This is a genomic window from Oceanicaulis sp. (genome assembly GCF_965284345.1).
Classification (GTDB): Bacteria; Pseudomonadota; Alphaproteobacteria; order Caulobacterales; family Maricaulaceae; genus Oceanicaulis; species Oceanicaulis alexandrii_A.
Window position 1 is genome coordinate 1,917,588 of sequence record NZ_OZ260073.1, and the last position, 21,469, is coordinate 1,939,056.

Annotated in this window: 24 protein-coding genes; 11 read left to right on the forward strand and 13 right to left on the reverse strand. The window is 63.1% G+C overall.

The genetic code is table 11. From position 1 onward, the window contains the following. Together yidD and ACQ66J_RS09335 are read left to right on the forward strand one after the other, a co-directional pair. Positions 1-357 (forward strand): membrane protein insertion efficiency factor YidD, encoded by a 357-nt coding sequence (gene yidD, locus ACQ66J_RS09330; protein WP_430431408.1) that lies wholly within the window; start codon positions 1-3, stop codon positions 355-357. 14 nt (positions 358-371) lie between these two features. After that, complete coding sequence (locus ACQ66J_RS09335; protein ID WP_430431409.1) at positions 372-1,256, forward strand: glycosyltransferase family 2 protein; 885 nt, start codon at positions 372-374, stop codon at positions 1,254-1,256. A gap of 37 nt (positions 1,257-1,293) precedes the next feature. Here the strand turns inward: ACQ66J_RS09335 and ACQ66J_RS09340 are convergent, their stop codons facing one another. Both ACQ66J_RS09340 and ACQ66J_RS09345 read right to left on the reverse strand, forming a co-directional pair. After that, on the reverse strand, positions 1,294-2,196 hold the full coding sequence (locus tag ACQ66J_RS09340) for a hydroxymethylglutaryl-CoA lyase (protein WP_430431410.1): 903 nt from the start codon (positions 2,194-2,196) through the stop codon (positions 1,294-1,296). Next, positions 2,193-3,896, reverse strand: coding sequence for an ArnT family glycosyltransferase (locus tag ACQ66J_RS09345; RefSeq protein WP_430431411.1), 1,704 nt, complete (start codon positions 3,894-3,896; stop codon positions 2,193-2,195). Before ACQ66J_RS09345 ends, ACQ66J_RS09340 begins: the two co-directional genes overlap by 4 nt. 111 nt (positions 3,897-4,007) lie before the next feature. On the opposite strand from ACQ66J_RS09345, the gene ACQ66J_RS09350 reads away from it, so the two are divergent. Both ACQ66J_RS09350 and ACQ66J_RS09355 read left to right on the forward strand, forming a co-directional pair. Continuing rightward, positions 4,008-4,736, forward strand: coding sequence for a glycosyltransferase family 2 protein (locus ACQ66J_RS09350; RefSeq protein WP_430431412.1), 729 nt, complete (start codon positions 4,008-4,010; stop codon positions 4,734-4,736). A gap of 60 nt (positions 4,737-4,796) precedes the next feature. Then, positions 4,797-5,285 (forward strand): hypothetical protein, encoded by a 489-nt coding sequence (locus ACQ66J_RS09355; protein ID WP_430431413.1) that lies wholly within the window; start codon positions 4,797-4,799, stop codon positions 5,283-5,285. A gap of 75 nt (positions 5,286-5,360) precedes the next feature. Here the strand turns inward: ACQ66J_RS09355 and ACQ66J_RS09360 are convergent, their stop codons facing one another. After that, the gene (locus tag ACQ66J_RS09360; protein WP_375550028.1) at positions 5,361-5,915 is read right to left on the reverse strand and encodes a carboxymuconolactone decarboxylase family protein; all 555 of its coding nucleotides are present in this window, start codon (positions 5,913-5,915) and stop codon (positions 5,361-5,363) included. A 157-nt stretch (positions 5,916-6,072) separates the two neighbouring features. Between ACQ66J_RS09360 and ACQ66J_RS09365 the strand changes: the two genes are divergently transcribed. Further along, positions 6,073-6,678 (forward strand): TetR/AcrR family transcriptional regulator, encoded by a 606-nt coding sequence (locus tag ACQ66J_RS09365; protein ID WP_430431414.1) that lies wholly within the window; start codon positions 6,073-6,075, stop codon positions 6,676-6,678. 104 nt (positions 6,679-6,782) lie between these two features. On the opposite strand, the gene ACQ66J_RS09370 is transcribed toward ACQ66J_RS09365, so the two are convergent. Continuing rightward, positions 6,783-7,136 carry a hypothetical protein gene (locus ACQ66J_RS09370; RefSeq protein ID WP_375550026.1) on the reverse strand — a complete coding sequence of 118 codons (354 nt, stop codon included), beginning with the start codon at positions 7,134-7,136 and terminating at the stop codon, positions 6,783-6,785. 94 nt (positions 7,137-7,230) lie between these two features. After that, complete coding sequence (phaR, locus tag ACQ66J_RS09375) at positions 7,231-7,827, reverse strand: polyhydroxyalkanoate synthesis repressor PhaR (RefSeq protein ID WP_375550025.1); 597 nt, start codon at positions 7,825-7,827, stop codon at positions 7,231-7,233. A gap of 203 nt (positions 7,828-8,030) precedes the next feature. Here phaR and ACQ66J_RS09380 point away from each other — a divergent pair, with 203 nt between their 5' ends. Beyond that, positions 8,031-8,753, forward strand: coding sequence for a beta-ketoacyl-ACP reductase (locus ACQ66J_RS09380; RefSeq protein WP_375550024.1), 723 nt, complete (start codon positions 8,031-8,033; stop codon positions 8,751-8,753). Between the two features lie 70 nt (positions 8,754-8,823). Beyond that, complete coding sequence (locus ACQ66J_RS09385; protein WP_375550023.1) at positions 8,824-9,555, forward strand: DUF4908 domain-containing protein; 732 nt, start codon at positions 8,824-8,826, stop codon at positions 9,553-9,555. Positions 9,556-9,564: 9 nt separating this feature from the next. On the opposite strand, the gene ACQ66J_RS09390 is transcribed toward ACQ66J_RS09385, so the two are convergent. After that, on the reverse strand, positions 9,565-10,017 hold the full coding sequence (locus tag ACQ66J_RS09390) for a cupin domain-containing protein (RefSeq protein ID WP_430431415.1): 453 nt from the start codon (positions 10,015-10,017) through the stop codon (positions 9,565-9,567). Positions 10,018-10,079: 62 nt separating this feature from the next. Here ACQ66J_RS09390 and ACQ66J_RS09395 point away from each other — a divergent pair, with 62 nt between their 5' ends. Then, positions 10,080-11,201, forward strand: coding sequence for a hypothetical protein (locus ACQ66J_RS09395; protein ID WP_430431416.1), 1,122 nt, complete (start codon positions 10,080-10,082; stop codon positions 11,199-11,201). Here ACQ66J_RS09395 and gloB read toward each other — a convergent pair whose 3' ends face one another. After that, positions 11,202-11,969 carry a hydroxyacylglutathione hydrolase gene (gene gloB, locus ACQ66J_RS09400; protein WP_375550020.1) on the reverse strand — a complete coding sequence of 256 codons (768 nt, stop codon included), beginning with the start codon at positions 11,967-11,969 and terminating at the stop codon, positions 11,202-11,204. A 104-nt stretch (positions 11,970-12,073) separates the two neighbouring features. Between gloB and ACQ66J_RS09405 the strand changes: the two genes are divergently transcribed. After that, the gene (locus ACQ66J_RS09405; RefSeq protein ID WP_133724021.1) at positions 12,074-12,859 is read left to right on the forward strand and encodes a class I SAM-dependent methyltransferase; all 786 of its coding nucleotides are present in this window, start codon (positions 12,074-12,076) and stop codon (positions 12,857-12,859) included. Continuing rightward, on the forward strand, positions 12,856-13,935 hold the full coding sequence (gene hisC, locus ACQ66J_RS09410; protein WP_375550019.1) for a histidinol-phosphate transaminase: 1,080 nt from the start codon (positions 12,856-12,858) through the stop codon (positions 13,933-13,935). Before ACQ66J_RS09405 ends, hisC begins: the two co-directional genes overlap by 4 nt. Positions 13,936-14,012: 77 nt before the next feature. Here hisC and ACQ66J_RS09415 read toward each other — a convergent pair whose 3' ends face one another. The 5 genes from ACQ66J_RS09415 to ftsE are packed head-to-tail and all read right to left on the reverse strand — an operon-like array spanning position 14,013 to position 17,994. Continuing rightward, positions 14,013-15,056 (reverse strand): DUF2125 domain-containing protein, encoded by a 1,044-nt coding sequence (locus tag ACQ66J_RS09415; protein ID WP_430431417.1) that lies wholly within the window; start codon positions 15,054-15,056, stop codon positions 14,013-14,015. Next, positions 15,053-15,781, reverse strand: coding sequence for a lysophospholipid acyltransferase family protein (locus ACQ66J_RS09420; protein WP_375550017.1), 729 nt, complete (start codon positions 15,779-15,781; stop codon positions 15,053-15,055). Before ACQ66J_RS09420 ends, ACQ66J_RS09415 begins: the two co-directional genes overlap by 4 nt. A 28-nt stretch (positions 15,782-15,809) precedes the next feature. Continuing rightward, entirely contained in the window at positions 15,810-16,385 is a 576-nt protein-coding gene (locus ACQ66J_RS09425) for a YdcF family protein (RefSeq protein WP_430431418.1), read from the reverse strand. Beyond that, on the reverse strand, positions 16,376-17,278 hold the full coding sequence (locus tag ACQ66J_RS09430; protein WP_430431419.1) for a cell division protein FtsX: 903 nt from the start codon (positions 17,276-17,278) through the stop codon (positions 16,376-16,378). The genes ACQ66J_RS09425 and ACQ66J_RS09430 overlap by 10 nt, the downstream gene beginning before the upstream one ends. Further along, the gene (ftsE, locus tag ACQ66J_RS09435) at positions 17,275-17,994 is read right to left on the reverse strand and encodes a cell division ATP-binding protein FtsE (protein ID WP_430431420.1); all 720 of its coding nucleotides are present in this window, start codon (positions 17,992-17,994) and stop codon (positions 17,275-17,277) included. Before ftsE ends, ACQ66J_RS09430 begins: the two co-directional genes overlap by 4 nt. A gap of 68 nt (positions 17,995-18,062) precedes the next feature. Here ftsE and ACQ66J_RS09440 point away from each other — a divergent pair, with 68 nt between their 5' ends. Then, positions 18,063-18,869, forward strand: coding sequence for a zinc-ribbon domain-containing protein (locus ACQ66J_RS09440; RefSeq protein WP_430431421.1), 807 nt, complete (start codon positions 18,063-18,065; stop codon positions 18,867-18,869). 33 nt (positions 18,870-18,902) lie between these two features. Here the strand turns inward: ACQ66J_RS09440 and ACQ66J_RS09445 are convergent, their stop codons facing one another. After that, positions 18,903-21,431: a DUF4175 domain-containing protein gene (locus ACQ66J_RS09445; RefSeq protein ID WP_430431422.1), complete on the reverse strand. Its 2,529-nt coding sequence runs from the start codon at positions 21,429-21,431 to the stop codon at positions 18,903-18,905. Positions 21,432-21,469: the final 38 nt, after the last annotated feature.

The window sequence follows — 21,469 nt, forward strand, 5'->3', positions numbered from 1 at the left end:
ATGTGTAGACGAGCTGGATTTGAACGCTTGCCGACTCGCGTTGGACTGGTATTGCTGCGCGCTTATCAAATCGGACTGTCTCCGATTCTTTACGCGTTTGGCGTGCGTTGCCGACATCAGCCCAGTTGTTCAAACTACGCAACCGATTGCGTGCGTGAACAAGGGCTGTGGCGTGGGTCCTGGCTGGCGGCGGGACGGGTGCTTCGGTGCCGTCCAGGCGGCAGCTGGGGTTATGATCCGGCTCCCGAGCCGCGCCCGAAGACGGCGTGGTGGAAAGTCTGGGCGCTGCGCGAGGGGCCAGTGCCAGACAGGCGGGGCTACATACATCCGGCGGGTGAAGCGCCGGATCGAGAATGAGTGGGGGAACGGACGTGGATCAACCAGTCCGATCAGGCATCTCGGCGGTCATTGTGACCTTCCGTACGGGTGACGTCCTGCTTGAGTGCGTGGATTCCGTGCTGGCTGCGCCGGATGTGGACGAGCTCGTGCTCGTCAATCACGACAACCCCGCTGACATGGTCGACAAGCTCGAACAGCGCGCCCGTCATGACGGGCGGCTGCGGTTGATTCACACCGGCGCCAATCTGGGCTTCTCCCGAGGCTGTAATCTAGGGGCGAAGTCGGCTCAGGGCGATGTCCTCTTGTTCCTGAACCCGGATGCGGTTCTGAAACCGGGCGACGCAGCCCGTCTGCGAGAGACGCTTCAGGGGCGGGCCGAGCCCGCCATTATCGGCGCGCGTCTGATTGGCCCTGACGGCAAGGAACAGCGCGGCGCGCGCCGCGGCGCCCTGACGCTGGGATCCGCCTTTACGGGATTCTTGGGTTTGTCTTGCGCCTTCCACCGTGAGCATGAGCCGCTGCCCAGCCAACCGGTTCAGATGCCGACGGTTTCGGGCGCAGCGATGGTGATGACCCGTCGCGGATTTGAGGCGCTTGACGGGTTTGACGAGGGCTATTTCCTCCATGTGGAGGATATCGACATCTGCAAGCGCGCCCGGGATGCGGGCGGCGAGGTGGTGTTCGAACCGCGCGTGGAGATCGCCCATGTGGGCTCAACCTCCAAAATCAGCCAGGTGAAGGTGGAAATCTTCAAGGCGCTGGGGCTGGCGCGCTATTTCACCCTGCATGGCGGCCTGATCGGTCCGGTTCAGGGCTTTGTGCTAGGGCCGGTCTTCCTGTTGGGCGCGCTCGCGCGGACGCTGGTGTCGCGGTTGCAGGCTCGTACTGGCGCCGAAGCGCCGGCGGCGGATCTCTAAAGATTCCGGTCTGCACGCTCTGATGTCCGCTTATTGCTCAACGCGGCGGAAACGGTCCCGCCTTGCTGAGTGCGGATTCGATGGGGTGTTTGAGCGCGATCTGCTCTAGCCAGTGGGCCGTCTCGATCATCTTGTCCAGATCAATGCCGGTGCTGAACCCGCCGCGTTCGAGCATGTAGACCACGTCCTCGGTCGCCACATTGCCCGTGGCTTTCGGTGCGAACGGACAGCCGCCAATCCCGCCCGCTGACGCGTCGATCACATCAACGCCCGCTTCGACGGCGGCGTAGACATTGGCGATGGCGGTGTTGCGGGTGTTGTGAAAATGCAGGCGCAGGCGCGCTTTCGGCGCGGCCTCACGAACGATCTCTAAAGCTTTGCTGACCTGCCAGGGCGTCGCCACGCCGATGGTGTCGCCCAGCGCGATCTCGGTCGCGCCCGACGCGGCGGCCCGTCCAGCCAACTCGCCCAGGATCGCCGGGTCAACCTCACCGTCAAACGGGTCGCCGAACGCGACAGAAATGGTGGCGGAGAGGGGGATGCCGGCGTCATGGGCCAGCACCGCGATGCGGTCCAGAAGGTCGGCGGTGTCTTGCGGGGTGGCGTTCTGATTGCGCTTTCCAAAGCCTTCAGAGGCGACCATGACGTAATTGATCTCGTCACAGCGCGATTCGATCGCCTGGCGCATGCCGCGCTCATTGAGCGCCAGCCCGATAAAGGACACGCCCTTGTCGCGCGGGAGCTGCTCCATCACGGCGATGGAATCGGCCATTTTGGGCACGGCTTTGGGATTGACGAAGCTCGCCGCTTCCATGCGCTTCACCCCGGCGTCGATCAACCGGTCGATGAAGTCGAGCTTCACCGAGGTTTCAAGCAGGACCGGGTCGTTCTGCAGGCCGTCGCGCGGTCCGACTTCAACGATTTCGATAGAACGGCTCATGGTCGGCTCCCAGAGGTTTCGTCGGCGCTTGCGTCGCAGCCGGTGGCGGCGATCAGCAAAACCGTGTCGTCGCCGCGTGAATAATTGAACCCGTCAACCAGCCGCACCGCACAGGCGCGCTGCACAAACGGGCGCAGGGTCTCCGCAGCGTTATCGCTCCAGCGGCTCAGATCAAATACGTAAAGTCGCGGGGTGGAGAAATCGAGGCGCCCCGCCGCCAGATCTGCAGCGATCTCATCCGCATCACGTAACTGCACAGCCCCGCGCGACAAAAAGACAAAGCTGGGTTCAGTATAGGTGGACACGAGCTCTGCATCTCCCACAAGCGCGCGCATGTCGGCGACTTCCGCTGCGGCGGAAGCGGAGGGGAACAGAATGTCGGCGGACGGCGCCACCACGCCGCGGCCCAGCCCGTGCCAGCTCAGCCCGATCACCACCAGACCGATCAAGGCCAGATCATAGCGCCGCATATAAAGTGCGAAGGTTGCAGCGAGCCCGCAAAACACCATGATCCCGGTCGCCCAAAACGCCGCCCATTGCGCCCCGGAGAAGCGCCAGGCGAGCGCGATCAGAAGACCGCTGGCTGCAAGAACGCCCAGGCCCAGCAATCCCAGCCCTAAAAGGCGCCAGCGGCGCTCCACCCGTCCCCAGCGCGCCAGGCCCAGCCCGGCGATGACGGCGAGGGCGGGATAGATCGGCAAAGGATAATGGGGCAACTTGGTGGGGATCAGCTCCACCAAAAGCCAGGCGGGCGCGATGAAGGCGACCAGAAGGCGCGCCGCCTGGGCGTCCGGCGTCTGGTCGCGCCAATCCTTGATCAGGCTCGCCAGCCCCGTGGGCAGGCTGACGATCGCGGGCAGGAACAAGATCGGCAGCAACAGAAAATGACTGCCCGGCGGCGCGCCATGGCCTTCATGGCCGGAGGTGAGCTTGGGGGCCATGTCGCCGCCCAGCGCGTCGAACAGGAACGCGCCGTCCGTCGCGATCTGAACGCCGATCAGCCAGGGCAAAAGGATCAGGGCGGCCAGCACCGGGCCGGGCCAGTAGAAAAATACCTTGAGCCAGGTCACACGGCGTTCGAGCGCGCACAGCGTCACCACCGCCAGTCCCATCATGGCGGGCGTCACAGGGCCCTTGATCAGCGCCCCCAGCGCCACGAACACCCACATCAAAACCGCCCAGCGGCGGCGCCGAGAATCCGTTTTCGCCAGCCAGACCTCGACAAAGGCGAGAAAGCTCAGCCCGGTCATGGCGCATAGCAGGGCGTCGGTCTTGGCGATGCCGCCTTCAGACGCCAGCAACAATGTGACGGACACCAGCGAACCCGCGAAGACGCCGGTGCGGTGATCATAAAGGCGCCGTCCCGCCCAGAAGGCGCTGAGCGCGGCCAGCATCGCCCCCAGCACCGACGGCAGGCGGTAGGCCCAGATCTCACGCGCCTCCGGCCCGGTGGTCACAGCGACGCTCAGGCTTTGCAGCCAGTAAATCCCGATGGGCTTTTTGTGGCGCGGCTCGTCCTGAAACCGGATCTCGACGAAATCCCCGCTCTCGAGCATTTGCGCGCTGGCTTGGGCGAAGCGCGCTTCATCGCGGTCCAGAACCGGCAGGGTAAACACCCCCAGAAGACTGGCGATCAGGGCCAGACCGGCGATGAACAGGCTGGCCCGTTCGGTGTTTATCAGGCGATCTTGCAACGACATGAACGGCCCGGGCGCAGAGAAAAAAGAAAAAGGTCGTGCGTCTGTGTGAATAATCGGTATGAAACGCGGCAAGATATTCTTCAAGCAAGTCCGTCCAAGACGAAGCGTTTCATGACTGATCCCCGCCCAGAGCTAAGCATTATCGCGCCCATGCATAACGAGGCAGGTAATGCTGCGCGTCTTGCTGAAGAAATCTATAGCGTTCTGAAAGACCGGTCGCACGAAATCGTTCTGGTCAATGACGCCAGCACCGATGAGACGTTGGCCGAGCTGCTGACGGCGAAAGACGCCATCCCCACACTGCGGGTCGTCACGCATCGCAATAACGCGGGTCAGTCACGTGCGATCCGCACTGGCGTGCTGGCCGCCAAGGCGCCGCTGATTTGCATGCTGGATGGCGACGGTCAGAACCCGCCCGCCGACATCCCGACCCTGGTCGACGCCCTGATGGCGGCGCCGGAGACCACCGGCATGGTGGCGGGACGCCGGGTGGGACGCCAGGACAGTGCGTGGAAGAAAACCGCCTCACGCTTGGGTAATGGCGTGCGCAAAGCCTTGCTCAATGACGACGCCGATGACACGGGGTGCGGCCTTAAAGCCTTCCGGCGCGACGCATATTTGCTGCTGCCCTTCTTTGATCACCAGCATCGATTCCTGCCCGCCTTGATGAAGCGTGAAGGCTTTGAAGTGGGCTTTCGGGATGTGGGCCACAGGCCACGCACCGCCGGCCAATCGAAATATACCAACCTGGGACGTCTTTTCGCCTCTTTGAGCGATATGCTAGGTATGATGTGGCTCAACAGTCGTGCGCGTCAGCCCGGCGGCTGGGACGAGGCCTGATCCGGCGCCCGAAATCTTCGGCGCCGGTGGTGGACGGGCGACGGGGATAGGAGAACGGTCATGACCGGTCCGACGGGTTCAGGTGTCGCAGTGGGGCTCGCCAGCTCTGAAGCGCAGGTTCAACAGAGCGGGGGGCTCAACGTGTTTACGATTTTTCCGAAACTACTCATTCCCATGGCGGTTTACGCCCTAGTCGCCTATAGCGACGCCTTTTTTGGCGGCGAGGGCGCATCCATGCTGACCAATCCGCTGTTCACCCTGGGCCTGCCCAGCGGGGAATGGGCGGTGTCCGCCTCGGATCTGATCCTGACGCTGGCTTTGGTCATGCTGTTTATCGAAATGGTGGGATCAGCCAGCTCGGGCACGTCGTCCTTGCTTAATCACGGCCTGTCGATGGCGACCTTGCTGGTGGGCATTTTGCTGTTTTTGCTGGCGCCGGTTTTCGCCACTTCAACCTTCTTCCTGCTCATCGTGATGAGCTTGCTGGATGTTGTGGCGGGCTTCACCGTCACGGCCATCTCGGCCCGACGCGATCTTGGCGCCGGCTGATCGGCCGCCTCTGGACATGAAAACGGCCGGTTCGATTTCGAACCGGCCGTTTTTGATTCCGGCGACCTCTTGGGATCAGGATTTCGGCGTCCAGGCAAATTTCTGGAACGCGCTGTCCACGGGCGTCTTGGCGAGGTGGTTGGTGTAATTGGACATGATTTTCTGGCTGTAGCCCAGAACGACCTCGAGCACATTGCGCTGGGTGAAGCCAGCGTCGAGGAACGCCTGAACGTCGGCGTCATCAAGTTCGCCGCGCTGGCGGACCAGCTGCAGGGTGAAGGTGCGCAAGGCTTCCAGGCGCGCATTAGGAAGCGCGCTTTCATCGCGCAGGGCGTCGATGATCGCGTCATCCACCTTCATGCTTTTGGCGATGCCGGTGTGTGCAGGCACGCAATAATGGCAGTTGTTTTCCACATTGATGGTCTGCCAGACCACGGTCAGTTCATCCGCGTCAAAGCTGGAGTTCTGAAACAGCTCATGCACGCGCTGATAGGCTTCCAGCAATTCTGGGGATTCCGCCATCACCGCATGCAGGCCTGGCACCATGCCAAACGCTTTGAGTGAGTTATCAAGCAGCGGCTTGGACGCGTCAGGAGCGGTGGAGGCGTCGTGGAGGGTAAACTCGGTCATGCTGATATCCTTGTGTCTGGTCGCGGGGCTGCGATGACGAGACATCTAGGTATCTTTGAGTGATCACTCAATACGTAGTTTGAGCAATCACTCAAATGTGAGTTATACTCGCTCTGGAAGGCCTGGTCAGAGACCGGTCGCGAACCAGATTTGAGCTATGAAACGCGCAACCCCCTATAATCGTGACCTGGCGCTTGAGGCCGCATTGGACCTGTTCTGGCGCAAGGGCTATCACGCGACATCGCTGAAGGATCTGGAGCAGGCGTTGTCGATGAAGCCCGGCAGCATCTACGCCGCCTTCAAGAGCAAGCGAGCACTCTATCTGGCGTGCCTGGACCGTTATTTTCACGCGGGCCTGGACGATTTCAGCAATGCTGTCGCGCAAGCTCCTTCTTATCTTGAGGGCCTGGCGAGCTATCTGCGCGGTTTTGGCGCGGTGAAGTCCCCACAAGCGCGCGCTCGCGCCTGCATCATTGTTAAGACTGCCTTGAACGCAACCGATGAGGATGCGCAGCTGCACGAACAGTCGCAGATCTACCTTCGGCGCATGCGGTCTGAGTTCGAGCAGTGTTTCAAAAAGGCTCAAGCCGCCGGTGAGATGTCAGATGAGGTCGATCCGGCTCAGCTGGCCGTTCAGTACCAGGCCGATCTCACAGCGCTGCGGATTGAAGCTCAGCATGCGCTAGACGCTGACGCTCTCAAATGGCTGGCGGACCGGAAAGCCGACGCGGTTCTGGCGCTAGGCCAGACACAGCCTGCCTGAATTCATACGAGCTCAGATCATCACGAACAAAAGCGTGAGCACCCAACACCCATCCCAGAGCGGGCTGAACCGGTCCTGCAGGTTTTTGAGGGTGTAAAGCCCGCTCATGCCGACCGCTCCTCACCGCGTGCGGCGGGCTGGCGCATGAGGCCTTGCTGGGCGCTATCATAGGCGCGGGCATACCGGGTTCGCTCACTGGCGTCCGCCCGCAGGCCGCGCCGGGGATGGGGGAAGTCCGCCTGGACCTGAACGCCCATGGCGCTGGTAGCGCGCGAGATGGCGGGGTGAGGCGCCGGGTCTGCGTCACGGGATGTGCGGCGGTCGGGTCGGCCTTTTGTTCGGCGATCCTCACGCCGGCTTGGCGCGCCTGGCGTGACAGGTTGAACCTGATCAGCGCGGGACGCGGCGGGCGCGGGCAGCGCCAGACGGCGCGGTGAATTGGAGCCAGAAACAAACATGACCTGGACCGAGCAAGGTCCAGGCCAGGTTTAACGCTTCGTTTACGTCTCTAAACGCGTCATTAACCGTGATCGCGTTTCAAAATGGAACGGATCAGCTCTTGTTCGCCAGCTGATCAAGCTTTTGACGCATGGCTTCAAGCTCGTCGCGCAAGGACTGCACATCATCGCTGCGCGGGGCGTCGGATGCAGGAGCGGCGGGCATGTCGCCCATGGCGGCGCCGGTGGAGAAGGGGGTGAACATCGACATCGCCTGCTGGAACATCGCCATATTGCGCTTGGTCTGTTCTTCCAGCATGGCCATGGAATTGCCGCCCATCGCATCCCCCATGGCGCCCGTCATCTTCTCGCGCATGGCTTGATGCTGACGCGATAAGGTGTCCATGGACATCTGGAGATAGCTGGGGACCATGGATTGCATCGAGTCTCCATAAAACGAGATCAACTGACGCAGGAACTCCACCGGCAGCAGCGTCTCGCCCTTGGATTCCTCTTCGAAGATGATCTGGGCCAGAACGCCGCGCGTCAGATCATCTCCTGACTTGGCGTCTATGACCTTGAAGTCACGGCCTTCCCGTACGAGTTCGCGCAGATGGTCCAGCGTCACATACCGACTTGCGGACGTGTCGTATAAGCGGCGGTTCGCATATTTCTTGATGGTTACGACGTCAGACTTCTTGGTCTCGGTCACGCGGTGTCCTCCCTAAGATCCCTCTAATACTCCGATGGTCCCACAACATCCGGCTCGACTCAGCTGCAATTCAACGTCATTAATCAAAGGGGCGGCGCCGGGGGTCGGAGTGTGACGGTCACAGCTGGATTGCTGCGCGCGCCACATAGTTATGCTGCGCAGCATAACCCGGTTTGGGTCTGAAGGACAAAGGGGAATTCGTGATGCGCCGAACAGCTTTGGTGACAGGTGGGACGCGGGGTATCGGGCGCGCAATTTCCATTGCGCTAAAAACGGCGGGATACTCTGTCGGCGCGAACTATGCCGGCAATGATGAAGTGGCGGCCGCGTTTACCGAAGAGACCGGCATTCCAAGCTTCAAATGGTCAGTCGCCGATTACGACTCGTGCGTGGAGGGGATCAAAGAGGTTGAAGGCAAGCTCGGCCCTGTGGACGTGCTGGTCAACAACGCCGGCATCACCCGCGACGCGCCGTTTCACAAAATGTCGCCCGAGCAATGGCGAGAGGTGATCGACACCAATCTCAGCGGCGTCTTCAACATGACCCATCCGGTGTGGCCGGGCATGCGAGAGCGCGGCTTTGGACGGATCATCACGATCTCCTCGATCAACGGCCAGAAAGGCCAGTTCGCACAGGCCAATTACTCCGCCGCCAAGGCCGGCGATATTGGGTTCACCAAAGCGCTAGCTCAGGAAGGCGCGCGTAAGGGCATCACCGTCAATGCGATCTGCCCGGGCTATATCGCCACTGAAATGGTGATGGCGGTCCCTGAGGATGTGCGCAACCAGATCATTTCCACTATTCCTGTGGGGCGCTTGGGCGAAGCGCAAGAGATCGCGCGTTGCGTGGTGTTTCTGTCCTCTGACGATGCGGGTTTCATCACCGGTTCCACGCTGACGGCCAATGGCGGCCAGTATTTGGTCTAACTGTGATCAGTCGCAGACACACCTTGCTTGCGCCTCGAAATCGCCCTGAAGCGGCTTACACTCCATCGCCATGAAACGTGGTATTTTTGGCCTTCTTGCCGTCAGCGCCGGACTTTTTGCGCTGGGGACTGCGGAAGGCGTCGCTCAACCCAACCCGTTCCGGCGGATGCTGGGGCAGGACATACAGACCGTGGAGCGCTCGTTATGGTTCGAGCGCGCTGACGGTCGTGGCGGCTTTATTTTTGATCGCTCGGCGCGCATGCCGCTGATCCAGTCGGACAGCGATGATGAAGTGCTGGCCGTGCATCAGGCGCGCGCAGCGGGCGGCGGCGAAGTCTGGCTGACCGATACGGGTCGCGTGATGTTGCGTCAGTCCAATCTGGGCGGCTGGACCTATTTTCCCTCCGACCGACCCGATGGCGTGATCGTGGAACCGGTCGGGCAGGCGCGGGGATTTGAAGCCCAGCCTGTAGAGGACACCGCGCTGGAACGCGCTGCGACCGACATGGCGCAAGCGCTCGCCGAGCTGTCGCGCAATGAAGTGCGCGCTGAGCTGACCGCGCTCGATCCTGAAGGCAACGCCTATATGGCGGACGCCATGCGCATGGTGCAGCGGGGCGCGGACCTGGCGCCGCGGCGCAGTGTCCGTGACTTGCAAGTGGTGCGGCTGGGCGTGGGCGAGCGCCCGCGCGTCACCTATGACGGACAGGTTCTGGACATCTCGATCACCCCGTCCATGGGCTATGGCGGCCGGCCCAGCTCGGCCCTGATCCGTCAGAGCTTTGAAAGCCAGGCCCGCTAACACAGCGTGTCAGGGCGCGCCGTCCGGGCCGGGACGCCAGTCCTTCGGCGCCATTTCAAACCCCTCAAATTCAAATCCCGGCGCGACCAGACAGCTCACCAGCGTCCACGCGCCCAGGGATTCCGCTGTCTGCCAGGCGTGGGGAGGAATGACGAGTTGCGGGCGTTCTCCGGACCTCAGATTGGGGCCCAGCCTGAGATTGCGAGCGCTGACACCGTCTTCGCTCCAGCTTAAAGACAAGGGTGCGCCCGCCTGCCAGAGCCAGGTTTCCGCCGCGTCGACCTTGTGCCAGGCCGAAACCTGGTCGGCGGCGAGCAGGAAATAGATCGCCGTAAAGCGCGATCGGCCATCCGGGCCCGGCGCGGCGCGATGAGTTTCGACATAATGGCCGCCCTCAGGGTGAGGCGCCATGCCGAGCACGCGAATGATCTCGTTCACGCCCAGATCGCCGGTTGGAGTCATGATGCACTTCCTTTTGGCCTGAACTTTGCAAAACGTTCTCACAGTAGAACAGGTGCTGGTCCATGACCCAAAACATGTTTGGGAAATTGAAATTGCTCAAATCAGGCGGCTCGACAAGCCGTGTGATGGATTTGCTGTCGGTTTATGAACGCGCCGGCCCGTTGGGCATGACCAGCAAGACCGCCATGTTCAACACCAAACGCCTCAACACCAGCTTCATTGTGAAACACACTTTGCGGCCCTGGGAGCGAGAACAGCTGAGCGGCGCCCGCATTTCGGCCACCAAGATCATCATCCCGATTTCCGAATGCAATCTGGATACGGGCGGGCACAGCATTTTCGTCGAGGACCCGGCGCTTGATGAGAAACTGAGCAGCCATCTGGGCATATCACGCGCCTTGCCGCGTTTCCGCGATGACATCACGCGCCTGCGCGAGCTGGCGAAGCTGCCGTCTTTTGACCCTTATCTCTTGTTTGATCACTTCCGTTTGGCGAAACGGCCGGTGTCTGACGCCTATTTTGAGATGAACGAGCGTGAGCTCGGCGCCATCAGCGAGTTTGTGGCCGGCCAGATCAATCTTCTGGTTCGCCGGGCGATGAACTCAGACCAGGACGGCTCTTTGGCCAAGGCGCGCAAACTGGCGTCGACCCTGTTTGAAGATCATACCTCCTCCAGGCTCGATGTGTTGCGCCTGGCGCTGAATATGTCGCCCGAACAGTACCGTGACGGCGTCAACGGCTGGAAGGGCACGCTGTACTATTGTTGGCGCGCGGGCAGCTGTAATCGGGAATTGTCCGAGTTCATCGCATCCCTCAAGCAGCTCAATCTGGGACAGCTGAACGCCGGTGACCGCGATGAGTATCGCCAGGCTATGGGCGGGATCGCCCAGTTGGCGGGGCAGCGCTGGGCGCGGGTGCAAAACCGTCTGTCACAATACCACGACCAGTTTTCGCGCTTCATCAAGGATGGCGACGGCGCCGCCCTGTCGCAATTTCTGATCATGGCGCCGGACATGTTTGTGGAGATGGGTGAGGATATGAGCCGCATCCAGCATGTGTGCGCCTCCTGGCGGTTCTGGGTCGGAGACCGGGAACCGGCCGACCTGCCGGTCGCCGAAGCGCGAAGCCTGTTTGAGGATTTCGACGCCGCACTGAGCCTGGAGCCGCACGCAAAGGCGGCCTGATCAAAAAGCGTCCTTGCGCCGACGAAGCTCAGCGAAGACTTGCGCATCGCTGGCTGATTTGAGACCAAGCCGGTCGCGCAAGCCCTCATCATCCCATCTCAGGAACGGATTGGCCTCGCATTCCGCCGCCAGAACGGTCGGAATGGTCGGCTGGTCGTCTTCACGCAGGGCATCCACGCGGCGCGCATAGCTTTGCAAGGCCTGATTGTCGGGGTCGACGCTCAACGCAAATCGGGCATTGGCCTGAGTGTATTCATGGGCGCAATAGATCACGGTTTCCGGCGGCAGATTGCGCAACCGCGCCAGCCCGGCCTGCATTTGCTCGGGCGTGCCTTCAAACATGCGTCCGCAGCCCAAGGCGAACAGGCTGTCGCCGACAAAGGCCACGCCCGCATCCTCAAACCAGTAGGCGATATGGCCCAGCGTGTGGCCGCCCACATCAATCACCTGCGCGCGCTCATGGCCCAGCATCACCGTGTCGCCGGGGCTGACCGGCTGATCCACATGACCAATTGTGGCCTGTTCGGCGCGTGGCGCGACGATCTGTGCGCCGCTGGCTTTGGCGATGGCCGCGTTGCCGCCGGCATGATCCCAATGGTGGTGGGTGTTCCAGATCGCCGTGATGGGCCAACCCAGCGTCTGAGCCTCTTCAAGGATCACCGCCGCTTCGGGCGTGTCGATCACAGCGACTTCGCCGGTTTCAGAACACCGGACCAGAAAGCCGTAATTGTCCTGTAGGCAGGGAAACTGACGGATTTCGAGCGCCATGACGTCGCCTTTCACAGATTGGACTCTTTGAATGGAGCCAAGCCTTACCCAGATCAAAGGAACAGCCTAGCATGGGGCTGAACCGTGTTTCCATGAGCTGACTGATGCGAACCGACGCGCTGGACATCGCCCGCTTTTACCGCACGCCCCCCGGTCGGGCGGCGCGCGATATGGTGCAGCGTCGGATCCAGGCGCTCTGGCCCGATGTGGATGGGCTGGACATGCTCGGTTTCGGCTATGCGCCGCCTTTCCTTGAGCCTTTCAGAGATGGCGCGCGCCGCACCATCGCCTTCATGCCCGCCGCTCAGGGCGCGGTGCCCTGGCCGTCCCAGGGCGTCGGCAAGGGCGGGCTGACCATGCTGGGCGATGAACAGCGTTTTGGCTTCAAAGAGGCCCTCTTTGACCGCGTCATCCTGGTGCATGCCCTTGAAGAAGCGGCTGATCCCGCGCGTCTTTTGCGTGAGGTGTGGCGAGTCATGGCCCCGGAAGGGCGATTGTTGGTGATCGCCGCGCATCGCTCCGGTCTGTGGTCGCGTGTGGACTCGACCCCGTTCGGGCATGGCCGCCCGTTCTCGCGCAGCCAGCTTGGGGGCTTGCTGAGCGATGCTCTGTTTGAGCCGGTCGCCTGGTCGCGCGCGCTCTACGCCCCGCCCTGGCGGTTCGCTTGCGGCCCGAAGACCGTGCGCGCCTTCGAATCGACGGGCGAGCGGCTGTGGCCGGCCTTTGGCGGATTGATCCTCAGTGAGGCGGTCAAACATGTGGGCGCGGTGCGCCCGGGCGGCGCGACGCAGCGTGTGCGCAGAAAGAGCCTTGAAGGTGCGACAAGGCCCGCGCTATCTCCTCGCTCAGATACGACGTCGCATTCAGATGAGCAGAAAGGCGCATCATGACGCTTCAGCCCCGTCCCGGTCTTCTCGACATCAAACCTTATGTGCCCGGCGCCGCTGCGCCCGAGGGAGCGGTGAAGCTGTCCTCCAACGAGAACGCGCTAGGGTGCAGTCCGAAAGCCGCCGAAGCGTTCAAGGCCTCAGCGAGCGTCCTGCACACCTATCCCGACGGCGGCGCGACCGCGCTGCGCGACGCAATCGCCAAGGTGGAAAACATCAAGGCGGAGCAGATCGTCTGCGGGGCTGGCTCTGATGAATTGCTGCAACTGATCGGCAAGGCTTATCTGGCGCCCGGTGACAAGGTCGTTCAAAGCCAATACGGCTTTCTGGTCTATCGCCTGGTGGCGATGCAATCGGGCGCCGAGATCGTCTCGGCTCCGGAAAAGCATTACACGGCGGATGTGGATGCGCTGATCGAGACGGCGGGCGACGACGCCAAGATTGTCTTCCTGGCCAACCCCAACAATCCTACCGGCACCTGGATTCCGGGCTCGGAAATCCGCCGTCTTCGCGAAGGCCTGCCGGATTCCACGCTGCTGGTGGTCGACTGCGCCTATGGCGAGTTTGTCGATGCGCCTGACTATGAAGATCCGCTGGCGCTCGTGAGCGAATACGAAAATGTGGTCGTCACGCGCACCTTCTCGAAGATTCACGGGCTCGCCGGCCTGCGTCTGGGCTGGATGTATGGCCCTCAAGAGGTCGTTGACGTCATCCATCGCGTCCGCGGCCCGTTCAACGTCAACCTGCCCGCGATCGAGGCCGGCGTTGAGGCGATCCAGGATGTTGAGTTCGTCGCGAAATCAAAAGCCCATAACGACCAGTCGCTGGCGTTCCTGACCCAGCAATTAGGCGGGCTCGGCTTCGACGTGACGCCGTCGGTCTGTAATTTCGTGCTGGTGCATTTTCCTGAAACGCCGGGCAAGACCGCCGAAGACGCCAACCAGTTTCTCGCTGAGCGAGGCCTGATCGTGCGCGGCGTGCAGCCCTATGGCTTGCCGAACGCCCTTCGGATCTCGGTGGGTCTGGACAAGCATAACCGCGCCGTGGTGGAGGCGCTTGAGGCCTTCACGAAGGGCTAGGCGATCATCCCTGATCCAGCAAAAAACCCCGGACGGTCGCCGTCCGGGGTTCTTTTATGGAGCACAGTCGGTGACGCCTAGTCCAGCGCGCCCAGATCACCGATCCGGGCCGGCCCCAGGAACAGACCGCCATCTTGCAGCAGGAAGGGCAGAGCGATGCCGTCATCCCGCCGCGGCGCCATCATCGCGGCGAGGCGCAAAGCGGCGCCTTGTTCGTCGTAGACAAGCCGGGCGTCTTCCATCGCCGAGATCAGGCTTTCAGGATCCGACACGACAACGCTCAGCCGTCCGGCCGGGCGAATCTGACGATCCAGGGCCACTTCGCCAGCCCCTGTCAGCGCAGCCGGGCCCCAGTCCAGACGCGTCTGGCGGATGATCAGGCGTCCGTCCGCACGGGTCCAGGCCAGCGGATCGCCCGCCAGCGACAAGGTGTCAAACTCGGTCAGGACGCTGTCGAGCTGATAGAGCTGGACGGTGTCTCCAAATGCGGCCTGAAGCGGATTGTCCAGCCGGGAGTCGTCAAAGTGCAAGCCTTCCACGATGATCCCGCTCAGAAATTCACCGGTTTCCGAGATGCGGCCGGTCATGGCGACCCGCTCAATCGCCGAGGCGAGCGGTTGCGGGCCTGACAGCGCTAGCACCTGGAGCGCAGTGATCTCAGCGCCTATCTGGCGGGTGACGCCGTTGCGCGTGATCAGGCTGAACCGAGCCTGCTCGCTTAGCAGTTCGTACTGCGCAGGCTCTCCTTCGACGGCTGTGTCCAGCACAACGCGCTCGTTCAGGCTGACGATCCAATGGTTGAGATTGTAGAACTGGGCGCTGGCGGTGGCGTGATCGACGGCGATGCGCCAACCGCCGGCGTCCGCCGGCGCGGCGATTTCATTGTCTGACAGATGCAGGGTGAAGCGGAACGGATAGCCGCGCACAGTCATTGCGCTGTAATTGATCGCGTATCCCGCTTCGATCTTGTCTTCGATCCAGGTTTGCGCCGATTGATGGATCTGGCCGGACATCAAGACCCAGTAGAGGGCATGCACGAGAATGGCGACCGCCAGCAGCCCGAAAGGCACGTAGAGGCCAAGCCTTGTCGGCGGTGTGTCATTGGCCGGTTTGCCGATCATGCTGCGTCTTTCCTGGGGGTGTCCGCCAACAGCGCGTCAGACGCTGTTTCAATTCGGGTTTGGAGTTCGGCCATGAAGGCGTCTTTGCCCAGCCCTGGCGCGATGGCGGGCAGGAACTCGACAATGATCAGGCCGGGTTTGCGCACAAAGCCATGGGGCGGCCAATACAGGCCCGAATTGAGCGCCACCGGCACGCAAGGCGTTTTCATGGCGTTGTACAGTCCGATCACGCCAGGCTTGTAGGTGTCGTGCTCGCCGGGTTCCAGTCGGGTGCCTTGCGGGAAGATCACCACCTGCCGACCTTCAGACGCCCGCTCCCGCGCTTGTTTGAGCATGTTGCGCAGAGCCTTGGCCCCGGCGGCGCGGTCCACTTTGATGTTCTTGAGCTTCATCGCGTACCAGCCGAAGACGGGCAGGTAGGACAGCTCTTTTTTCAAGATGATCGCGGGATCGTCGAGGATCGCCCAGAAGGCCAGGGTTTCAAACATGGACTGGTGTTTGGAAGCGATCAGCGCCCCGCCTTCAGGAAGATGCTCGCGGCCGCGCACTTCGTAGCGGATGCCACAGATCCAATGGAGCCCGCCGAACACCAGCGCCAGATAGAGCCGCATGCACGCCTTCACGCCCGCGCGCGGACCCAGCAGGAACGGGGCGCATAAAATCCCCATCACCAGCATCAGCCCGTACATCCAGAATACAAAGATCGCAGACCTGAGTGCGGCCACAAACATCTCCTTGATGGTTCAGAAGGGCTTAAAGCGTGCGAAAGCGCTCGCGTCCATAGACGGCGGCGTATTTTACATACTCAACCATCCAGCGCCGGGCTTCATGGCCGCCGCTCCAGGGCGCCGGCGCCGGTACGCCATAGGCGCTCAGGCGCACATCCGGCATGGCCGCCTGCAGCTCCAGCAGCGCGCGCGGCATATGGTAATCGCTGGTCACCACGATCAAATGGTCATAGCCGTGCGACCGCGCCCAGGCGGCGGTCTCGGCGGCATTGCCTATGGTGTCGGCCGCCTGAAGTCCGATATCCACGCAGCATGCGAACAGGTCTTCGGACGCGCCGGCGGCGGCGGCGATGTCGGCGGGCGGGCTGTCAGGATTCACCCCGGAAATCAGCAGGCGGTCACCTGACCCGTCTCGCAACAGAGCGGTGGCGGTGCTGACCCGGTTCGGGCCGCCTGTCAGGACCACGATGGCCTCTGCGTTGACCGTCAGGTCGGGCGTGAAGGTGCGCGCTTGGCGCACAAACAGGGCGAAGCCGACCACAAAGGCGGTCAGCAGGATGAACGCTGTGAGGCGCAAAAACCGGCCACTGCTCATATCCATCGCGCCTTCAAATCGCTTGAGACCGCGGAGCGCGCCGCCAGGGCGGCGATCAGCGCCGCAATCAAGGCGGCCAGCGGCGGGATCAGCAAGGCGCTCCAGCCCAGCTCCAGCGTGGGAACGAAAAACAAACCGCCTGACGCCGCGCCGGCTTGCGCCAAGCCCAGCGCTGCGAGCGCTGCGGCGACCGAGCCGGCCAGCCCCGACTTCAGGCCGAGAAAGAAAAACCGTTCCTGAAACAGACCGGTGACATAGCGGTCTGGCGCGCCCACCAAATGCAGGGCTTCCGCCACATCCCAGCGCGCGGCGAGCGATGCGCGAGCGGCGAACGCGACCACAGCGGCGGCGGCGACGGTGAGCAGCAGCACCAGACCCAGAGCGAAATAGCGCACGGCGTTGGCGGCGCGCTGCACCGCATCTTCCCAGCGTTGATGGTCATCGACCAGTATTTCATAGGGCTCATCGGACAGCAGCGCTTCAATCGCGCCTGTGGCCGGCGGCGCCTCCGCGTTGATCTGAACCGCCACCAGACGCGGGATCGGCAGGTCTTCAGGTAAATCCGCCGAGCCGAGCCAGGGGCTGACCAGGCGCTCGGCTTCGGCCCGGTCCAGCGCGGTGACCCCGGTCACGCCGGGCAGGCGAGCGATGGCCTCCGCAGCGGCCACGGCGTCCGCATCTGCGTCCCGCCCATCGCCGGGCAGAATCTGGACGGTGATCTCAGCGGTCAGCTGATCCGTCCAGCCATCCGCGGCGCGCCAGGCGCCCGCCGCGCCAAAGGCGGACAGGCAGGCGAGAAAGACCAGAATGGCCGCCACCGCAAACAAGGGACGATCCCGCCCCGAATCAGGGGGCAGCAAGGGGGCGACGCGCGGGGATTTGTTCTGCTTCTCACTCATGCGGCGCGCACCTTGCCCACAAGGCGTCCATCTGACAGCTCCAGCACCGGGGCGTTCAGGCTGTTGACCAGGGTCAGATCATGGGTGGCCATCAGCACGGTCGCGCCCAGCCGGTTGAGCTCGACAAACAGGCGCAGCAGACGGCGCGCCATTTCAGGGTCGACATTGCCGGTGGGTTCGTCCGCGATCAGCAGGTCCGGCTTTGAGATGACGGCGCGCGCGATGGCGGCGCGCTGTTGTTCGCCGCCTGACAGGGTCGAGGGGAAGGCGTCCATACGGTCGCCCAGCCCTACCCAGGCGAGCAGTTCCGCCACATCCTCGGCATAGGCGGAGCGCGCCTGACCTGCGACGCGCAGCGGCAAGGCGACATTGTCAAACACGGTAAGGTGGTCAAGAAGCCGGAAATCCTGGAACACCACGCCGATTCGCCGACGCAAGGCGGGGAGCGCATCGCGCGGCAAGACCGAGGCGTCGCGACCGAACAGAGTGATCAACCCGCGGGAGGGGCGCTCAGCGCGATAAATAAGTCGCAACAGCGAAGACTTTCCCGCGCCGGACGGACCGGTGAGGAAATGGAAACTTCCGCTTGGTAAATCAAAGCTGAGGTCGCTGAGCACTTCGGGCCCCCGACCATAGCGCATGCCCACGGAATCAAAGCGCACCGTCGTCTCATTGGCTTGAGCTTCGGGCGTCATATCGTTCGGGTCTGAGCTCATGGGTCTGGCGTACCGCAGCTTGGCGAGAATTTGAATTCGACTATGCAGGACAAGCGAGGCGTCCGTCCATGATCGTGACCTGTCCCAGCTGCGAGGCGAAATATCGCGTGGATGCAGCAGCCCTGGCCGCGCGCGGCAATAAGGTGAAGTGCGCCGCCTGCGCACACTCCTGGGTCGTGGAAGATGAAGGTCTGACGCTGAACGAACCTGTGGAGCCGAGCTTTGAGGCTGATGAAGTCGCGCCGGAGCCGTCTGCACCCGAGTTTGAAGAAGACCCTGCGCCCTCCATCCGGGAGAAGCCGGCCGCCGCTGTGCGCGCTCGCGCCGAGCAGCAGCGCCGCAAGAAAGCCATGGCCGTTGAAGGCGCGGGCTGGGCCGGCGTCGCCGCTTGTGTCGCGGTCGCCCTGATCAGCGCGGTGATTTTTCGCGTCAATATCGTTGAAACCTGGCCGCGCACCGCCGGCGCCTATGCGGCGGTGGGCCTGGACATCAATCCCTATGGTCTGGAAGTGGGCATGCTGACCGCCAGTTTTGAAGACGGCGGACTGTATGTGGAAGGCGTGCTGGAAAACATTACAGGCGGGGAACGCCCGACCGTGCCGCTCAACGCCCGTGTGCTTGACGCCCAAGGCGCTGTTCTGAACAGCTGGCCGGTGCAGCTGGAATCCGCAGCCCTGCCTGCCGGCGGTGCGGAGCGGTTCTACACTCATCTCGAGGCCGTCCCCGAAGGCGCGGTCCGGGTGGAGGTGATCATCGCGGAAGAGGATGTGTCTGCGAATCACAGTCCTGCCGCTCCTGCCGCGGAGGAAACTGATCACACAACGCCCTCTCATGACGACGCTCATGACGCCTCAGAGCATGGTGAGACTCGGTAAGCCGAGCCGCATGCAACGGGGCATCATTAAAGTCTAGAAGCGCTCCAGCAGGCGGTCGATATAATCGAGCTCTTCCTGGGGGCGGCCGCGTTCAGCGGCGCGGCGACGCAATTCTTCCAAGATGTCACGGGCGCGTTGGCGCTCGCTTTCGCTGGGCAGGTTCGTGTCCTGACCCTCGGCGGCGCCGCGGCCGAGCGGATCTGAGCCGTCGCCGTCCTCGCCCTGGCTCAACTCGTCTTCCAGCGCCTGAGCAGCGGACTGGGCGGCGCTGCGCAGCCCATCCAGCGCATCATCCTGAAGGGCCAGGGCGTCTTCGCCATTGCCCTCGCGCAGGGCGCGGGCGGCGCCTTCCATGGCGCGGCGGGCGTCATCAAGCGCCTGACGCGCCTCTTCTCCAGCCTCGCCGCCGGGCAGCGCATCGTCCAGATCGCCTAAACCGCCGGGCAAATCTTCTTGAGGGTCAGCCAGATCGCGCAGGCTCGGGCCAGCGCCATCGTCCTGACGTTGAAAACTCTGTTCGCCGTCATCCACAGATCCGCCTGGCTCGGCCTCGCCCGGCGCCAGCGGGTCAGACAGGGGATCACGGCCGGAGTCGCCGTTTTGGTCCTGCTGGCTGTCACGCTGGGCGTTGAACGTATCCTCCATCAGACCACGTTGCTCGGTGATGGTGTCGCTCAGCTCTTCCAGAGCTTCGCGCAAGGCCTGCGCTGCAGCGCTTTCCCCTTCGCCGTCGCCATCACCCTGACCCAGGGTCACCTGCATGTTGCGCAGAAGCTCCGCGAGCATGGCGAGGGCCTGACGTGAACCTTGCGTATCGCCCAGCTCCGTCGCTTCGCGTAGGGCCTCAAGCAGCTGTTCGAGCATGTCCGCGCTCATGCCGCCGCCTCCGCCGCCCTCGGCGAAGCGGCCCGCTTCAGCGGCTTCACGCATCAAAAGCTGCATATAGCGGTCCATGGCCTGCTCGAACGCATCCAGCAGGGCGGAGATCTCGATCTGGTCCGCCCCGCGCGCCAACGCGTCCGCAAGAGCGCGTTCAGCGGCGGCGAGGGCGGCTTCCGCATCCGCCAGACTGCCCAGCTCCGCGCGCAAGGCGATCTCCCACAGATCGCTCTCCAGATGTTCAAGATCGCCCAGCTCTCGCGCCCGGCGCAGTTCCATCAAGGCGGTGCGCAGCCCCATCCAGACAACGGGGTCGTCAAAATAGCGCGGCGGGGCGTCGCTGGCGGCGTTGAGCGCCAGCGCCAGGCGCTGGACTTCATTGGGCGCGCGTTCGAGACGGCGACGGGGCTGGTCGTCGAGAAAGCCGGTATTGCGCGGCGGACCATCAGGCATCGCCGCATAATCATTTGAGACCTGAAGAAAGCGGCGGCGTTCGCCAGCGACCGAGCGGGCCAGCGGGTCCAGAAACACGCGCTGGGGCAGGGTGATCGTCATCTCGCCGCTTTGCCCGCGCTGACCCGCGCCATCCACGCCCGCCAGCCGGATCACCACGCGCTCGCCCGCCAACGGGTCGCGCGACAAGTCGATCTCAGCCAGGCTCAGACCGTCCTCTTCGGAGGGGCGGATCTGGCCGGGGCTGATCTCGTAGCGCTTGAAGTCTGACACGCTTGCGTCTTCGCTGTCCGGCGCCTCGGCGTATTCAAGATAAACCGTCTCCAGCCCGTAATCATCTTCAGCGACGAATTCGAGCTTGAGTCGGCCTTGCGCATCGCCCTCGGGTTCCGCCGCAAAGGTCAGATGGGGCGGCGTATCCTCGATCAGGGTCAGGTCCACGCTGTCGCGCAAGCGCCCGGCGCGCAGGCTGATCACGCCATCTGATTGCGGTTCGATGCGCGCCAGTTGCACGCCGTCAGAGAGGGTTTCGGTGCTCGACGGCGCGCCGGAAATGCTGGGCGGGCGGTTCAGACCTGCGATGCGGGCGAACAGCACCGAGCCTTCAGGGATTTCAGCGCTGCGCCGGTCACGCAGGAACAAGGCGGGCCGATTGGTGTAGTCTGGCGCCTCGACCCACAGATCCACGCGCGCATCCTGTCCGCCGCCCGCCAAAAGGCGCGGCGCAAAAGCGTCCGACAGGCGCGGGCCCGCCAGCTCGCCGGACAGGAACACGCCGGTGATCAGCACCAGGATCACGCTGGCGCGCAGACCATAAGGATCAAGTCGGCCCCAGGCCGATTTGGGCCGGCGCGCTGTCGCGTGCGCGAGTCGGGCTTGCATACGGGTGATATGCGCGTCCCACAGGGCGGGGTCCCCCGAAGCAGGGACGTCTCGCAACGCTTCGAACGGACGGTCCGTCAGGCCGCTATCATCTTCGATCCGGCGTTCGATTTCGGTCTGATCGGGCCAGGAAAAGGCGGGCAGGCGCCAGCGGATAAAGGCGGCGGCGGCGCCCAGGGTCAGCGCCAGGCTGATCAGCCGCCAAGGATCGCCCAGACGCTCGAAAACCCCAAACACCGCCAGGGTCAGATACAGACCCAGCAATGCCGCCGGGCCGATCAGCACCGGGGCGGCGCGCTCCCATAAAAGCGCGGCGCGGGCTCGAAAGAAGGCGGTGGCGCGTCGCATGTGATGAAAGCTAGACCGTCAGAGGCGGCTTTGCACGG

Coding starts and splice junctions, on each gene's coding strand:
- gloB (WP_375550020.1), bottom strand. CDS start 11,969: ATGGCGCTCGAAATCCGTCAGTTTCCCTGCCTACAGGACAATTACGGC.
- ACQ66J_RS09340 (WP_430431410.1), bottom strand. CDS start 2,196: ATGAGCCGTTCTATCGAAATCGTTGAAGTCGGACCGCGCGACGGCCTG.
- ACQ66J_RS09345 (WP_430431411.1), bottom strand. CDS start 3,896: ATGTCGTTGCAAGATCGCCTGATAAACACCGAACGGGCCAGCCTGTTC.
- ACQ66J_RS09445 (WP_430431422.1), bottom strand. CDS start 21,431: ATGCGACGCGCCACCGCCTTCTTTCGAGCCCGCGCCGCGCTTTTATGG.
- ACQ66J_RS09380 (WP_375550024.1), top strand. CDS start 8,031: ATGCGCCGAACAGCTTTGGTGACAGGTGGGACGCGGGGTATCGGGCGC.
- ftsE (WP_430431420.1), bottom strand. CDS start 17,994: ATGAGCTCAGACCCGAACGATATGACGCCCGAAGCTCAAGCCAATGAG.
- ACQ66J_RS09430 (WP_430431419.1), bottom strand. CDS start 17,278: ATGAGTGAGAAGCAGAACAAATCCCCGCGCGTCGCCCCCTTGCTGCCC.
- ACQ66J_RS09355 (WP_430431413.1), top strand. CDS start 4,797: ATGACCGGTCCGACGGGTTCAGGTGTCGCAGTGGGGCTCGCCAGCTCT.
- ACQ66J_RS09360 (WP_375550028.1), bottom strand. CDS start 5,915: ATGACCGAGTTTACCCTCCACGACGCCTCCACCGCTCCTGACGCGTCC.
- hisC (WP_375550019.1), top strand. CDS start 12,856: ATGACGCTTCAGCCCCGTCCCGGTCTTCTCGACATCAAACCTTATGTG.
- ACQ66J_RS09425 (WP_430431418.1), bottom strand. CDS start 16,385: ATGGATATGAGCAGTGGCCGGTTTTTGCGCCTCACAGCGTTCATCCTG.
- ACQ66J_RS09385 (WP_375550023.1), top strand. CDS start 8,824: ATGAAACGTGGTATTTTTGGCCTTCTTGCCGTCAGCGCCGGACTTTTT.
- ACQ66J_RS09440 (WP_430431421.1), top strand. CDS start 18,063: ATGATCGTGACCTGTCCCAGCTGCGAGGCGAAATATCGCGTGGATGCA.
- ACQ66J_RS09395 (WP_430431416.1), top strand. CDS start 10,080: ATGACCCAAAACATGTTTGGGAAATTGAAATTGCTCAAATCAGGCGGC.
- yidD (WP_430431408.1), top strand. CDS start 1: ATGTGTAGACGAGCTGGATTTGAACGCTTGCCGACTCGCGTTGGACTG.
- ACQ66J_RS09415 (WP_430431417.1), bottom strand. CDS start 15,056: ATGATCGGCAAACCGGCCAATGACACACCGCCGACAAGGCTTGGCCTC.
- ACQ66J_RS09350 (WP_430431412.1), top strand. CDS start 4,008: ATGACTGATCCCCGCCCAGAGCTAAGCATTATCGCGCCCATGCATAAC.
- ACQ66J_RS09405 (WP_133724021.1), top strand. CDS start 12,074: ATGCGAACCGACGCGCTGGACATCGCCCGCTTTTACCGCACGCCCCCC.
- ACQ66J_RS09390 (WP_430431415.1), bottom strand. CDS start 10,017: ATGACTCCAACCGGCGATCTGGGCGTGAACGAGATCATTCGCGTGCTC.
- ACQ66J_RS09370 (WP_375550026.1), bottom strand. CDS start 7,136: ATGTTTGTTTCTGGCTCCAATTCACCGCGCCGTCTGGCGCTGCCCGCG.
- ACQ66J_RS09365 (WP_430431414.1), top strand. CDS start 6,073: ATGAAACGCGCAACCCCCTATAATCGTGACCTGGCGCTTGAGGCCGCA.